Source organism: Aquamicrobium sp. NLF2-7, assembly GCF_022359935.1.
GTDB lineage: Bacteria > Pseudomonadota > Alphaproteobacteria > Rhizobiales > Rhizobiaceae > Mesorhizobium > Mesorhizobium lusatiense.
Map to the genome: position 1 here is coordinate 585,203 of NZ_JAKSED010000001.1, position 14,142 is coordinate 599,344.

The 14,142-nt window shown below is 60.1% G+C and carries 11 protein-coding genes; 3 read left to right on the forward strand and 8 right to left on the reverse strand.

Annotation, left to right across the window (positions count from 1 at the left end; genetic code table 11):
- The 3 genes from MIC97_RS02925 to MIC97_RS02935 form a co-directional block, all read right to left on the reverse strand.
- Positions 1–1,371: a pitrilysin family protein gene (locus MIC97_RS02925; RefSeq protein ID WP_239798779.1), complete on the reverse strand. Its 1,371-nt coding sequence runs from the start codon at positions 1,369–1,371 to the stop codon at positions 1–3.
- Positions 1,372–1,442: 71 nt separating this feature from the next.
- A complete protein-coding gene (rsmD, locus tag MIC97_RS02930; RefSeq protein ID WP_239798780.1) occupies positions 1,443–1,997 on the reverse strand; it encodes a 16S rRNA (guanine(966)-N(2))-methyltransferase RsmD in 555 nt (184 codons plus the stop codon).
- A gap of 2 nt (positions 1,998–1,999) precedes the next feature.
- Complete coding sequence (locus tag MIC97_RS02935) at positions 2,000–3,952, reverse strand: pseudouridine synthase (RefSeq protein ID WP_239798781.1); 1,953 nt, start codon at positions 3,950–3,952, stop codon at positions 2,000–2,002.
- An 80-nt stretch (positions 3,953–4,032) separates the two neighbouring features.
- Here MIC97_RS02935 and MIC97_RS02940 point away from each other — a divergent pair, with 80 nt between their 5' ends.
- Entirely contained in the window at positions 4,033–4,479 is a 447-nt protein-coding gene (locus MIC97_RS02940) for a nucleoside deaminase (RefSeq protein ID WP_239798782.1), read from the forward strand.
- A gap of 30 nt (positions 4,480–4,509) precedes the next feature.
- Here the strand turns inward: MIC97_RS02940 and MIC97_RS02945 are convergent, their stop codons facing one another.
- The 3 genes from MIC97_RS02945 to MIC97_RS02955 form a co-directional block, all read right to left on the reverse strand.
- Positions 4,510–5,175 (reverse strand): hypothetical protein, encoded by a 666-nt coding sequence (locus tag MIC97_RS02945; protein ID WP_239798783.1) that lies wholly within the window; start codon positions 5,173–5,175, stop codon positions 4,510–4,512.
- Positions 5,176–5,352: 177 nt separating this feature from the next.
- Positions 5,353–8,346, reverse strand: coding sequence for an isoleucine--tRNA ligase (ileS, locus tag MIC97_RS02950; protein ID WP_239798784.1), 2,994 nt, complete (start codon positions 8,344–8,346; stop codon positions 5,353–5,355).
- A gap of 230 nt (positions 8,347–8,576) precedes the next feature.
- Entirely contained in the window at positions 8,577–9,329 is a 753-nt protein-coding gene (locus MIC97_RS02955; RefSeq protein ID WP_239798785.1) for a MipA/OmpV family protein, read from the reverse strand.
- A 223-nt stretch (positions 9,330–9,552) separates the two neighbouring features.
- Between MIC97_RS02955 and MIC97_RS02960 the strand changes: the two genes are divergently transcribed.
- On the forward strand, positions 9,553–10,107 hold the full coding sequence (locus MIC97_RS02960; protein ID WP_239798786.1) for an HdeD family acid-resistance protein: 555 nt from the start codon (positions 9,553–9,555) through the stop codon (positions 10,105–10,107).
- A gap of 10 nt (positions 10,108–10,117) precedes the next feature.
- Here the strand turns inward: MIC97_RS02960 and MIC97_RS02965 are convergent, their stop codons facing one another.
- Positions 10,118–11,092, reverse strand: coding sequence for a bifunctional riboflavin kinase/FAD synthetase (locus MIC97_RS02965; protein ID WP_239798787.1), 975 nt, complete (start codon positions 11,090–11,092; stop codon positions 10,118–10,120).
- Positions 11,093–11,100: 8 nt separating this feature from the next.
- On the reverse strand, positions 11,101–11,961 hold the full coding sequence (locus MIC97_RS02970; RefSeq protein WP_239801010.1) for a TIGR01459 family HAD-type hydrolase: 861 nt from the start codon (positions 11,959–11,961) through the stop codon (positions 11,101–11,103).
- A 235-nt stretch (positions 11,962–12,196) separates the two neighbouring features.
- On the opposite strand from MIC97_RS02970, the gene MIC97_RS02975 reads away from it, so the two are divergent.
- On the forward strand, positions 12,197–14,122 hold the full coding sequence (locus MIC97_RS02975) for a pilus assembly protein TadG-related protein (RefSeq protein WP_239798788.1): 1,926 nt from the start codon (positions 12,197–12,199) through the stop codon (positions 14,120–14,122).
- The last annotated feature ends 20 nt before the right edge of the window (positions 14,123–14,142 follow it).

Here is a 14,142-nt window from a genome sequence, read left to right on the forward strand (position 1 = left end):
TTAATTCCCGGCTTTCATAGTCGGCAGAAGATATCCGGTGGTGGAAATCGATGGCTGGAGATAGCGTACAGCAGCGGCCCTGACCTCCTCTGCCGTCACCTTGCCGATGCGATCCGGCCATTCCTGCAAATCCTGCACGGTTGCCCCGGTTGCCAGAGCGCTGCCATACATATTGGCCATGCTGATCTGGCGATCCCTTGCAAAGATGGTTGCCCGAACAAAGCGCTTCTTGGCCTTTTCCAGCTCGTCGTCGGTAACGCCATCCTTTGCGATACGCTCGATCTGCTTGTTTATCGCCTGTTCGACCTGCTCCAGCGTCGCCTCTCCGCGTGGAGTGCCGTAAACGGTAAAGCTCGTAGCATCGAGCATGGTGCCGTTGTAGGACGCGCCGGCGCTTGCCGCGATGCCCTGCTTCACCACCAGTTCCTGATAGAGACGGCTGCGCAGACCGCCGCCCAGTATCTCTGAAAGGAGGTCGAGCGCTTCGGCCTCGCCGGGTTTTGCCGTGTTGTAGGAAGGCACGACCCATTGCGAGGAAAAGCTTGGAACGCTCACCCTTTCGTCGGTCAGCGTGACCGTACGCTTGGTGTTCTGCTCCGGCTCGACCGGACGAACGCGCGCGGGCAGCTCGGGGCCCCGTTCGATCTTGCCATAGGTCCGTTCGGCCATGGCTTTCACGGTTTCGGCATCGAGATCGCTGGCAACCACCAGAACCGCGTTGTTGGGCGTGTAATAGCGATCATAGAACTCGCGCGCATCCTTGCGGTTCAGTTCTTCCATCTCCTGCATCCAGCCAATGACCGGAATGCGATAAGGCTGGTTCTGCCAAAGGGTTGCGCTGACTTCCTCGTCCAGCAATGCACTTGGATCGTTGTCGATACGCGAGCGGCGCTCTTCCAGCACCACGTCACGCTCGGTAGCCACCACCTCGTCGTTGAGCACGAGATTGCGCATGCGGTCGGCCTCATAGCCCATCATGCTCTCAAGCGCGTCGGAAGGTACGGTTTCGAAATAGGCGGTGTAGTCGTAGGAGGTGAAAGCGTTGTTGTTGCCGCCGATCTCGGCGATGGCGTGGTCGAACTCGCCGGCCTTGTGATTGCTGGTGCCCTTGAACATCAGATGCTCGAAGAAATGGGCTATGCCGGATTTTCCGGGCGGCTCGTCGGCGCTTCCGACCTTGTACCATACCATATGGGTGGTGATCGGCGCGCGGCCATCGGGAATGACGACGACCTCCATGCCGTTTTCAAGCGTGAAATGGGAAACCGCCCATTCCTTCTTTTCTGGCGTGTCTGCGAAGGCGGTGGAACTGAATATCCCGAGTGAAAGAGCCAGAAGCGCTGAACGAAGGCGGTTCGGGTCTGATCTCATGGCAGTCTCCGGTTGTTCGCAGTCCGAATCTCAAGGATTGCGGGTGGTGTGAAGGCCGAACGCGGCAGAAGTCAGGCAGCGACGATGAAGCGGATCACGGTCTCGCCATAACCGCGTTCATCGATGATCGGGAAATCCGGGCCGGGATCGAACGGAATGGAGGCGACCTCCTCCACAACGCACAACGCGCCGGGTTGCAGCCAGCCGCCTTCGCGCACGCTGCGCAGCGCGCGTTCGCCAAGCCCCTTGCCATAGGGCGGATCGGCGAACACCAGCCCGAACGGTGACAAGGTGCCGATGTTGCCGATGGCCGTGGCATCACGCCGGAAGATTTTGGTCCTGCCGGTCAGGCCGAATGCCTCGACATTGGTGCGGATCAGGCCCCGCCCCTCGGCGGACTCCTCGATGAATACGGCATGCGAGGCGCCCCGCGACAGAGCCTCCAGACCGAGCGCGCCGGTGCCGGCGAAGAGGTCCAGAACACGGGCCCCCTCCAGTTTGTCGGGAAAACGGTGCGAGAGAACGTTGAACACGGCCTCGCGCGTGCGGTCTGTCGTGGGTCTGATGGAATCGGAATGGGGCGTGACCAGCGGCCGTCCCCGAAACTCGCCACCAACGATGCGCATACCTATGACCTCTTCGGACCCTTGCCCGGTCCGCCGCGACCACCGGCCTGAGGCTTGCGAGGCCCACGGTCCGGGCGTCCATCCCGGGGACGCCCACCGTCGGAACGCTTGTCGGCAGGTGAATCCTGATCTCGCTCACGCTGAGGACGCGCGCCCGGCGCCATCCACACATTGGCCCTGCGCTGGCCGGGCGGATCCAGCGGCGGACGCTCCTTGTTGCGGGAGCCTTCCCTGCCACCTTCCGCCTTGCGCGGCGGCTTGCCGCCGAACCCCGGACCGGGCCGTGTGGACAGCTTGCCCAGTGCTTCGTCGCGGCTGCCTTCACGCATCTTGCGGCGCTTGATCAGCCCGCCCTCGCCGATATCGAGGCGCGACGACTTCTTCGCTGCAGGACGCGATTCGTCAAAATCGCCATCCCGACGCTCTTCGCGCCTGACCGGCTTGTTGGAGAAAGGCTTTACGATGTCGGCATCGAAATTGGCGCCGGATTCCTCGACCAGACGCTCACCAAGCTGATCACGCAGCGTGCGTCCCTTGATCTCCAGCACATGGCCCTCCGGCAGTTCGCCAAGCTGGAAGGGGCCGTAAGAGATACGGATCAGGCGGTTGACCTCAAGACCGAGCGCGCCAAGAATGTTACGCACCTCACGGTTCTTGCCTTCGCGCAGGCCGATGTTGATCCAGGCATTGCTGCCCTGCACACGTTCAAGGCTTGCTTCCGCCCCGCCGTAGAATACGCCATCGACGGCGATGCCGTTCTTAAGGTCGGCCAGCGCCTGCTCGTCGACCTTGCCGTGGACACGCACCCGGTAGCGCCTCAGCCAGCCGGTGGCCGGCAATTCCAGCGCCCGCGCCAGCCCGCCATCGTTGGTCAGCAGCAACAGGCCTTCCGTGTTGATGTCGAGACGCCCGACGGTCATCAGACGCGGAAGCTCCGCCGGCAACACGTCGAATACGGTCTTTCGTCCTTCGGGATCACGATTGGTCGTGACCACGCCCGCAGGCTTGTGGAACAGGAACAGGCGCGTGCGCTCAATCGGCGGGATGGTGACACCATCGAGTTGAATCACATCACTGGCCTGCACATTGAAGGCCGGCGAGGTAAGCACAACGCCATTGACCCGGACACGGCCGGCCGCGATCAGTTCTTCAGCATCGCGGCGCGAGGCAATGCCGGCCCGCGCCAGCCGCTTGGCTATGCGCTCGCCGCTCTCCTGCTCCTCGGCAGCGGGACGCGGCCTCGGCCTGAAATGGCCGCCCGCGGGTTTGCGATCGTCCGCGAAATCACGCTTGGGACGATCGCTGCGGCCGAATCCGCCGGAACGCTCGCCGCGCGGAGCAAAAGGCTTGTCACCCCCGTCCCGCTTCACAAAAGGCCTTTCGCCATCGCGCTTGGCGAAGGTTTTGCCGTCACCCTCCCGCTTCGCGAAAGGTTTACCCTCCGAGCGTGGACCTCTGGCGAACCTGGTGTCGCCGCTGCTCTGGTCGCCCTCTTCGCGTGGCCGTCGGTCCGGACGAAAATCGCGTTGCGGTCTATCGCCCCGTTCGTTTCTGCGCTGATCCCCGTCGCGAGCGGCGAACGGACGTTCACCATCCTCGCGCTTTCGGAACGGCGGCTTGCCATCAGGCCGGGGTCCCTTGCGGAAAGGCCGCTCGGCACCGGCATCAGCCGACTGCGGACGATCGGAGCGCCTGAAATCGCGAGCCGGACGCTCATCGCCTCCAAAATCGCGCTTGGGGCGATCACGGCCCTCGAATTTCTTGGTGCCATTGCCGCTGTTTGCGGCGTCGAATTTACGCTTCGGGCCTCCGGAGCGCGAATCCGCGCCGGGCCGCTTGGCAAAGCTCTTGCCCGCTGCCGGTTTTCCAGCCCCTTTTCCGGCGGACGGCCCGCGCGGCTTCTGCCCGCCGGGCTTCGCTCCGGGTCTGCGTTTTGATCTGTCGTCTTCGGTCATGTGGTGTTTGCTCTTTTGGCGGGCTAGATAGCAGGACAGGCCCCCGCTTGCGAGGGGATAATAGCGGGAGATCGTATTGAATGAAGCGACCGGACTTCATGGCCCTGGCGCTTGAGCAGGCAAAGGATGCGGCATTACGCGGCGAAGTGCCGATCGGGGCGGTTCTGGTAGCCGATGGCGTCGTCGTCGCTCAGGCCGGTAACCGCACCCGTGAACTTGCCGATCCTACCGCCCATGCGGAGATTCTGGTCATTCGCGAAGCTGCGGCAAAGCTCTCGGCCGAGCGATTGGGTGGATGCGATCTTTATGTCACTCTGGAGCCATGCACGATGTGCGCGGCCGCGATTTCTTTCGCCCGACTGCGCAGGCTCTATTTCGCGGCGACGGATGAAAAAGGAGGGGCTGTCGTTTCAGGCGTGCGCTTTTTTGTACAGCCAACCTGCCACCACACGCCCGATGTCTATTCCGGTCTCGGCGAGACCGAAGCGGCCACGATTCTGAAGGATTTCTTCAGGGCGCGCCGCTAGAAGCCGGTGAAATCAGACCGGAAAGCCAGCTTACCAGGGCAGCCAGTCGAACATGCCGCCCTTCTTGGAGGCCGCACGCTTGAGCCTGCGCTCCTTGACATATTCGTCCTCGCCAAGCTCATCCTGCGGCGCGTTGGCGGAAGCGACACGGTAATCCAGCGGCGGTTCGCTCAGATAACGGCGCGTGTTGGGACTGCCCTGCCGCGACTGAGCAAGTCGGTTCTGAACCTCTGCGCTCTTGCCTTTGGCAATACGCGCGTTCTCGGTAAGCTTGAACTTGTCCGATGCTTCAGGAATCGAGGCAGAAGCAGTGCCTGCTCCCATGTCGTTGATGACTTCCGGCTCGTAGAAGCGGTTGTCCTGATTGGCTGTGGCACTGGCACGAATGCGCGCGCGGCGCTGTTCCGGCGATTCGGGCCACTGTGCGCTGGCGGTGGTGACGACATTGTCCTGAGGTGCGGGAAGATTGGCCTTCTGGGCAGCGGAAGGCTTCACCAGTTCGGGACGCGGCTGATAGTCGATCTTCTCGCGCTTCGGCGGGGCAAATGTCAGCGCACTGGTAAGATCGGTCGCCAGTTGCTCGGAAGCGGTCTTGTCAGTGCCATAGGTTGGCGAAGAAACACAGCCAGCGAGCAAAAGACCGGAAGCGGACAACGAAGCCAGCAACGCCACGCGACCACGGTTTTTGTCAGTCATGCCGAAAAAACTCACTTAGAGCGGCCCCCTGATTGATGCCGGCCGGACATTGTCGAAATTCCAACATGTCCTTGTAATGGTAAATCCGGCGACAATTTGTCGTCGGGAAACGTGGTCTTTACCTTAAGCTGTGTGCGAGGGCAACGCGTAGCCGGTACGCGCTGCCCTCAGCCACAATCAGATGCGCCCCTGCGCCTTTAGTTCATGCAGCACTTTGGCATCCCGCGCCGACACATCCGGGAAAGCGGGATCGCTGCCGACATCGTCCGTATAACGCCAGGAACGGGCACATTTGCGCAGGTTCCGGTCAACAGCCTTGCCGATCACCACGGCAACGCCAGGAACTTCGCGCAGGCTGAAAGCACCGGCAGGCGCCTCGTCAGACGAAATCACCAGATCGCTGGTGATGCTGATCTCGGCGAGATCGACATCGTTCACAACCTGACGGAGCCCTTCGTCTGTCACGTAGACGACAGGAACCGCCTCAAGAGACGACCCGATGGTCTTGTTGGCCCGCTCCAGTTCGAGCGCCCCGGTGATGACGCTGCGCACCTGCCGCACCTTGCGCCATTTGGCGGCCAGTTCGTCATTGCGCCATTCGGAAGGCACCTTGGGGAACTGGGCAAGATGCACGGAGCGTTCCTGCGGATAGCGATCGCCCCATGCCTCTTCCGTCGTGAACGGCAGCATGGGCGCCAGCCATTTTACCAGGCAGTCGAACAGATGGCGCACCACCTGTACCGCCGCCCTGCGCTTCACGCTGGAAGGCGCTTCACAATAGAGCGCGTCCTTGCGGACGTCGAAATAGAATGCCGACAGCTCGACCACCATGAAATCGAGCAGCGCACGGGTGATTCGCTTGAACTCGAAGCCGTCATAGCCGGAACGCACGATCTCATCGAGCTCGGCCAGCCGGTGCAGCATCAGCCGCTCCAGTTCCGGCATGTCCGCCAGCGGCACGTCCTCGCCATCGTCATGGGCAAGCGTGCCCAGCATCCAGCGGATCGTGTTGCGCAGCTTGCGGTAGGCGTCGATATTGGTCTGCAGCACGTTCTTGCCGAGGCGCTGGTCTTCCCAGTAGTCGGTGGTCATCACCCACAGGCGCAGGATGTCGGCGCCGGACTTGGACATGACTTCCTGAGGCACGACCACGTTGCCGAGCGACTTCGACATCTTGCGGCCATCCTCATCCATGGTGAAGCCATGGGTGACGACGGCATTGTAAGGCGCCCTGCCCCGCGTTCCGCAGCTTTCCAGCAGCGAGGAATGGAACCAGCCGCGATGCTGGTCCGAGCCTTCCAGATAGACGTCAGCCGGCCATTTGAGGTCGGGACGATCTTCCAGCGTGAAGGTATGCGTGGAGCCTGAATCAAACCACACATCGAGAATGTCGGAAACCATCTTCCACGGTTCGCCGGCGCGCTCGCCAAGGAAACGCTCACGCGCACCTTCCGCGAACCATGCATCCGCGCCTTCCTGCTCGAAAGCTTCGAGAATGCGGGCATTGACGGCCTCGTCTTTCAGGACATTGCCATCCTCGTCGGCGAACACGCAGATCGGCACGCCCCATGCGCGCTGGCGCGACAGCACCCAGTCGGGACGGTCCTCGATCATTGCGCGCAGACGCGTCTGGCCGGCAGCCGGCACGAAGCGCGTGGCGTCGATAGCGTTGAGCGCGCGTGAGCGCAGCGTTGTGCCATCGCCGAGCTCCTTGTCCATATAAACGAACCATTGCGGCGTGTTGCGGAAGATCACTGGCTTCTTGGAACGCCACGAATGCGGATAGGAATGCTTGAGGCGTCCGCGCGCGAACAGCATGTTTCTGTCGATCAGCGCTTCGATCACGGCCTTGTTGGCATCGCCCTTCTTGCCGTTGTTGTCGATGACGCGCGCGGCACCGCCCTCGCGGTCCGGCCCGAAACCCGGCGCGTCCTTGGTGAAGAAGCCGGCATCGTCGACGGTGAAGGGGATTGCGGTGTCAATGCCGCGCCCTGCGAGATCACGCGATGCATCCATCCACGCGTCAAAGTCCTCCCGGCCATGGCCGGGAGCGGTGTGCACGAAACCTGTGCCGGCATCGTCGGTGACATGGTCGCCGGGAAGCATGGGAACCGTGAACGCATACCCGCCGCCAAAGCCAGCGAACGGATGGGAGAGTGTCATGTCTGCCAGTTCTTCGGCGCTCACATCCTGCAGGCGCTTAAATTGCAGCTTGGCCTTGGCGAATGCCTCTTCAGCCAATGCATCCGCGAAGATCAGCTTTTCGCCGGCCTGAGGCCCGAAATCATTTTCCGCTGCCGTAACTTCATACAGACCGTAAGCGACCCGCGGCGAGTAGGCGACGGCGCGGTTGCCGGGGATGGTCCATGGCGTGGTGGTCCAGATGACGACAGAGGCATGTGTGAGACTGTCCGGCGGCGCCACTATAGCGTATCCGTCCCCGTCCCCGGTTTCCGGGTTCGTGAAGTGAACGACTGTGTCCTTGGCCGAATGCCGGACCGGAAATTTCACCCAGATCGTGTCGCTCTCATAGTCCTGATACTCGACCTCGGCCTCGGCCAGCGCGGTGCGCTCCACCACGGACCACATAACCGGCTTGGAGCCGCGGTAGAGCTGGCCCGACATGGCAAATTTCAGCAGTTCGCCGGCGATGCGCGCCTCGGCGTGGAAATTCATCGTCGTATAGGGTTTCTTGAAATCGCCGATCACGCCGAGCCGTAGGAACTCCTTCGTCTGCACGTCGATCCATGATTGCGCGAACTCGCGACATTCCTGCCGGAATTCGTTGATCGGCACCTCGTCCTTGTTCTTGCCGGCGGCGCGGTATTTTTCCTCGATCTTCCATTCGATCGGCAGGCCGTGGCAATCCCATCCCGGAACATAGTTCGAGTCATAGCCGCGCATCTGGAACGAGCGGGTGATGACGTCCTTGAGGATCTTGTTCAGCGCATGGCCGATATGGATCGTGCCGTTGGCATAGGGCGGGCCGTCATGCAGGACATATTTGGGGCGGCCGGCGGCATCCTCGCGCAACTGCCTGTAGAGGTCCATCTCCTCCCAGCGGGCCACGATCTGTGGCTCTTTCTCGGGCAGGCCGCCACGCATGGGGAAATTCGTCTGCGGCAGATAGAGTGTTTTGGAATAATCGATCGGTTCGACAGTATCGGTCATGGGTTCGCCATATGGATTGCCCGGCCGGTTTCGACACAGGGCCTGAAATTCGTGATTTCTGGAATATGCGCGAAGCGCGCGCACCGCAATTCCCGGCGGCTCCGGCAGGCGAGTTGCATCTCAGCCCGCCCGGAGCACCGGGCTGGTAATTCGTATCGCGAAGGCGACATGGTGCGGCTGATGTATCATGGCCGCGCTTCTAACCTATGCAGACCCAGGAATAAAGGGTGCTACATGGTAAAGTCGAAGCGGTATGTGGCCGAAACACCCATCGTGAACTGATTGCGGGAACCGCGCTCACGCACGATGCTGGAATCCGCGGCAGGTCCCATCAGGCGCGAGTATTCACCGAAGACGCTGGTGGTGACAGGGTCGGACACTTTCCATGTTACCGCGCCGCCGACGCCAAGCGAGCGGACGCCACCGCCCGGATTGTATTCGCTGAGGCCAGAGCGGAAGCTTTCATCTGCGGTGACGCCATAGTAAGCGTCGAAGTATTTCGATGACGCGAACGATGCACGGGGTCCGCCGGAAATACGGATTTCCGGAGTGACGTCGTGGAAGGCATCGACCGCGATATCGCCGACCACGCCCTTGTGAGCGCGGATGCCCCGACGGACTTCAGCCCTCATGCGCACCCAGTCCAGCGGATAGAATTCAAAGAAACCGCCTATTTCACCGCCCCAGCGCATCGGATCCAGCCCGCGAATGGCGTCTTCGTCATTGTCGCGCTTCCACAGGAACTTGCCCGTCACGCCGGCGCGAAAATCGCCCTGATCGGTCAGCGCCAGAGATATGTTGTCGTTACGCGATGAGAAGCGCACCGGATTGCCGGCCTTGCCGAGCGAAATGATCGGCGTCGCACCCAGCATGTATTTCTTGCTGCCCTCGAAGTCGGGCGCCACCAGCACTGTTGCACCAACGGTGAGATACCAGTCACCGGACAGCCATCCGCCGATGCCATCGGCTGAATGTGCAGTCATCGGAGTGCCCAGAAAAACAATGGCCGACAATGCGGCCGAGGGCTTCAAAGCAGACATCTTTCACCATTTACGCAATACAAGTGGGAGTTGAAACCATTGTTGCAGGCAGTTTGGTAAAATTTGTTTTAAATCCGAAATTTTATGATGATCCGGCCCACTGGACGCTGCGCAGCAGTCGCACTAGCTTAGCCTTTGGGAGGGGTAGTTCAGCAGGAGAGGCAACATGACTTTAGAGAACAATTCGATCCGCAGTATTACAGACGAAGTGCGCTCCAAATGGGGATGGTTCGTGGCACTGGGGGTGCTGCTTCTCATTCTCGGCGGCGTCGCATTCGGCAACCTTTTCATCGCCACCGTTGCGACGGTCTATGTCGTCGGCTGGCTGATGCTCTTGTCAGGCGTCGTCGAGATCATTCACGCTTTTGGCGTGCAGACCTGGGGCCGGTTCTTCCTCTGGCTCGCCAGCGGCCTGCTTTATGCGCTGGCCGGCATATTCGCCTTCTACAACCCGGTGCTGGCGTCTACGGTCCTGACCTTCCTGCTGGCCGTATCACTGGTTGCATCCGGCGCACTTCGTGCCTGGGTGGGCTTTGATAACTGGGAACAGAAGGGTTCCGGCTGGATTGTCACGGCAGGCGTCATCACGGTCCTTGCCGGTATCGTCATCGCCATCGGCTGGCCCGTAAACAGCCTGTGGGTCATTGGCCTGTTCCTGGCGGTCGATCTGATCTTCCAGGGCTGGAGCTTCATCGCGTTCGGACTGGCTCTCAAGAAGTAGAGCCCGGCATTCAGAAGCTGATCCTGGCGTCCAGAGCAGAAAGGCTTCGGACGCCACTCAGCATGGCCCTCGCCTCCTGCTCGTCGCGCTTCATCTGTGCGACGAGTGCATCAAGCCCGTCGAATTTTTCTTCGCCGCGCAGATAAGCGAAAAACGAAACATCGCAGACTTCGCCATAGAGATCGCCGGAGAAATCGAACACGAAGGTTTCGAGCAGCGGCGCTCCGTTGACATTGACCGTGGGGCGGCGGCCGAAACTGGCAACGCCATCATGAAGGCTTCCGTCTGCGCGCCGGAACCGCACCGCATATATACCTTCGCGCAGTTCCACATCTTCCGGCAAGCACATATTGGCCGTTGGAAACCCCAGTGTGCGACCGAGTTGCTGACCGCCGATGACCTCGCTTTGCACGGTGAAGCGGTAGCCGAGCAGTCCCGCCGCCTGCGACACATCTCCTGCGGCCAGCAGCTCTCTTATACGGCTGGAGGAGATGACCTGCGCGCCTTCGTCGCGAAAGGCGTCCACTAACGTCACGCCAAAGCCGTGACGCTCCCCGGCATTCATCAGATAGGCCGGGCCGCCCTGGCGGTCCTTGCCGAAGTGAAAGTTGAAGCCGGTGACGGCATGACTGATGCCAAGATTTTCCTGAAGGATTCCGGCCACGAAATCCTCCGCCGACTGTGCCGCAAACTGTTCCGTGAAGGCCTGCTCCACAACCGCTGAAAAACCCAGTTCTTCGAGAAGACGCGCTTTCATTGCTGGCGGCGTCAGCACGAAAAGCGGGACCTGCGGTCGGAAGAATTTGCGGGGGTGGGGCTCGAAGGTGAGAACCAGTGCAGGAACGCCACGCTTCCCGGCCTCTTCCAGCGCACGCCCCAGCACAGCCTGATGGCCGCGATGAACGCCGTCGAAATTTCCGATCGCCACGACACCACCGCGCAGATGCGCAGGCAGTTGCTCATTTCCGGCAATGCGCGCCAGCATGGGAAGCCCTACTGCAGTCGCGGCATGACGGCCACGGGGGCGTAGCCATGCTTTTCCAGAAAACCGGCAAGCTGTTTCGGGTCTGGGTTCAGGGCATCGCCATAATCGCGGGCATGGATGCCCCCCGAAATGTAAAGCGCATCGACACCATTGTCGGCCGCGCCCTTTATGTCGGTCATGATTCCGTCGCCGATTGCGAGCACTTCCCGGCGATCCAGATCGCGCCCGACAATGTCGGCGGCAGCCCTGAGGGCAGCTTTGTAGATCGGTGCGTGGGGTTTTCCGGCAATCAGCGTGCGCCCGCCCATCTGGCCGTAGTCACGCGCGATCGCGCCCGCGCACCAGATCAGCCTGTCCCCGCGCTCAACCACAATATCGGGGTTGGCGCAGATGAAGGGCAGATTGCGTGAACGCAGCCTCGTCAGCAGCTCCTGATAATCCTCAGGCGTTTCGGTTTCATCATCGAACGGGCCGGTGCACACCACTGCCTGTGCCTCGAAATCCTCGACCAGCTCGACATCGAGCCCATCATAGATATTGGTGTCGCGATCGGGGCCGATATGGAAAATCCGGCGCGGCGCCTCGGCGATCAGATCGCGCGTGACATCGCCGGAACTGACAAGCTTGTCATAGGTGCCGTCCGGAACGCCGATCGTGCGCATCTGTGTCACGACATCGGCTCCGAGCCTTGGCGAATTGGTGATCATAACGACTGCCACGCCCCTCGCCCGGGCTTCTGCCAGCGCAGAGGCCGCCAGCGGGAAATGCTCCACCCCGTTATGGACCACGCCCCACACATCGCACAGCAATGCGGCATAGTTACCCGAGATCGTTTCGAGCGAATTGATGATAGGAGAATGAACCGTCATGTCGGCAGGCACGTCCGTATCTCGAAGATTGTCAGGCCTGATGGCCTTGCGGGCTCCCGGATTAACCGATGCGGCCCTGACTGTCACCAGCTTTCCTGCCTTGCCCGTCCGGTTGCTGGTTAACGTGCTTTGAATGAAAGAGAGCAATTTTAGACAATTGCGCAAACCCGAAATTTAAAGGTTTCAGCGATAGTGCCTCCGACCAGTCAGAATTGGCAGCGGGGGCTAGAGCCAGATGCTTCGGAAATTCCTTGCCGACACGCGCGGCAATTATGCCATGATCACCGGGTTGCTGATGGCGCCCCTGTTCGGCGCTGTCGCGCTGGCTGTCGACTATTCGGAAATGTCCCGCCAGCGGCTCGATACACGCAACGCGCTGGACGCGGCCAACATTGCCACTGCCCGCGAGATTCAGTCCCAGATCAGCGACGCCGACGCCATCGCTTACGCCAACAATTTCTACTACGCCAATCTGCGGCATGTGGCACCGGCGAAATCCACACTTCAGGTTACGCTGCCAAGTCAGGTCGTCGGCGGCGGCTCGATGACGATGTGCGCCACGCTGACCTATTCGCCGATTTTCTTCCCCGCAGCCGCCGCACTGGTTGGAAAAGAATCGGAGGATTATGACTTCCTGACATGCTCTGAGGTTCGCCTCAAGAACACGCTGGAGGTGGCGTTGGTGCTGGATAATTCTGGCTCGATGAAAGAAAAAGGACAAGGTTCTCCCTACACGCGGATGGAACTGCTGAAAAAGGCTGCTGAAGAGCTGATCAGCACGATGGAAAAACAGGCCGATAGCGTCAAGCAGGTGGAAAAGCCCATTCAGTTTGCGCTCGTGCCCTTTGCTGCTTCGGTAAATATCGGCAACGAGAACGAAGGCAAGCGCTGGATGGATATGGATGGCGTCTCATCTATCCACCATGAAAATTTCAACTGGAGCACAGCCAAATTCGGAAATTCCAACCGTAGAATCGAGAAAATCAATGGCGTCTACGTCAAGAAAGGTTCCGATTGGGAGGCTGAAGAAAATAAGGTGGTGACACGTTTCACTCTGTTTGAGGAACTCAAATACTATACGGACAGCAAACAGACAAAGACGGACAGGTATGCCGAATGGGAGGGATGCGTTGAACAGCGTCCCTACCCTTACGATCTGAACGATGCACCAGCGGATCCCTCCGTCCCTGATACTCTGTTCGTCCCGATGTTTTATCCTGACGATTCAGCCAATGGCTACAATGACTGGATCACGGTCAACGACTATCCTTCAGCCCCCGAAAGGAACAGCAAGTTCTGGGATCCCTCCGATCGAAACATGCCCTCGTCAAATCGTTCGTCCAATAACGTCAGCAAGTATTTCGACGTCAAGCTTAAAGACGGCAGGCAATATGGGTATGTCGCGCCTTATGGATCCCGTAAGATGGGCATGGGTAATGGACCTAATGCCAACTGCACAACCCAGCCGATCACCCCTCTGGTCGATGTGACCAAACCGGAGGGAATGACAAAGATTAAGAACGCGATTGCAGCGATGGAGCCTTTGGGCGGAACAAGTGTCGGCAGTGGTCTTGCATGGGGCTGGCGGGTTCTTTCCAGCGGCGAACCTTTCACGGAAGGCCGGCCTGAAACCGATCGTGGTAATGATAAGGTTGTGATCGTCCTGACTGATGGTGCCAACACCTACTACCGGGCGGATAAGGTTCGCAAATTGAATGGCTCGACAGCGGCTGCGGCAGACAATGATAGGGTCGAGTCGATCTACGGTGACTATGGGTTCCTCAAGCCGTTGCACAGCTTGCTTAGCTATGGGCGGCTTTTTCTCGGCCCGAACAAGACCTACAGCAAAACCGCCTTCACCAATGAAAACTACTCCAAGGCGATGAACGAAAAACTGCAGGAGCTTTGCGCGAACGCGAAGGCAGCCAACATCATGATCATGACGGTCGGTCTTGATCTTGAGGCGGAAGCAAAAAAAGACGCAAAGGTCAAAGAACAGATCACCGGGCTGAAGACCTGCTCTTCTGACTCGCGCAATCGGCGCGATGCAACGGATCCCAGCAAGCCGGCAAAGCTGTTCTGGAACGCGGCTGGCAACGATCTGTCCAATGCGTTCCGCGAGATCGCGGACGAGTTGTCCAATCTGCGCGTAACCAGGTAAGCTTCTGCCGGGCAGGATTC

What these genes read in the sequence shown, in the direction of transcription:
- MIC97_RS02925 (WP_239798779.1), bottom strand. Translation starts at nt 1,371, where the DNA reads ATGAGATCAGACCCGAACCGCCTTCGTTCAGCGCTTCTGGCTCTTTCA.
- rsmD (WP_239798780.1), bottom strand. Translation starts at nt 1,997, where the DNA reads ATGCGCATCGTTGGTGGCGAGTTTCGGGGACGGCCGCTGGTCACGCCC.
- MIC97_RS02935 (WP_239798781.1), bottom strand. Translation starts at nt 3,952, where the DNA reads ATGACCGAAGACGACAGATCAAAACGCAGACCCGGAGCGAAGCCCGGC.
- MIC97_RS02940 (WP_239798782.1), top strand. Translation starts at nt 4,033, where the DNA reads ATGAAGCGACCGGACTTCATGGCCCTGGCGCTTGAGCAGGCAAAGGAT.
- MIC97_RS02945 (WP_239798783.1), bottom strand. Translation starts at nt 5,175, where the DNA reads ATGACTGACAAAAACCGTGGTCGCGTGGCGTTGCTGGCTTCGTTGTCC.
- ileS (WP_239798784.1), bottom strand. Translation starts at nt 8,346, where the DNA reads ATGACCGATACTGTCGAACCGATCGATTATTCCAAAACACTCTATCTG.
- MIC97_RS02955 (WP_239798785.1), bottom strand. Translation starts at nt 9,329, where the DNA reads ATGACTGCACATTCAGCCGATGGCATCGGCGGATGGCTGTCCGGTGAC.
- MIC97_RS02960 (WP_239798786.1), top strand. Translation starts at nt 9,553, where the DNA reads ATGACTTTAGAGAACAATTCGATCCGCAGTATTACAGACGAAGTGCGC.
- MIC97_RS02965 (WP_239798787.1), bottom strand. Translation starts at nt 11,092, where the DNA reads ATGCTGGCGCGCATTGCCGGAAATGAGCAACTGCCTGCGCATCTGCGC.
- MIC97_RS02970 (WP_239801010.1), bottom strand. Translation starts at nt 11,961, where the DNA reads ATGACGGTTCATTCTCCTATCATCAATTCGCTCGAAACGATCTCGGGT.
- MIC97_RS02975 (WP_239798788.1), top strand. Translation starts at nt 12,197, where the DNA reads ATGCTTCGGAAATTCCTTGCCGACACGCGCGGCAATTATGCCATGATC.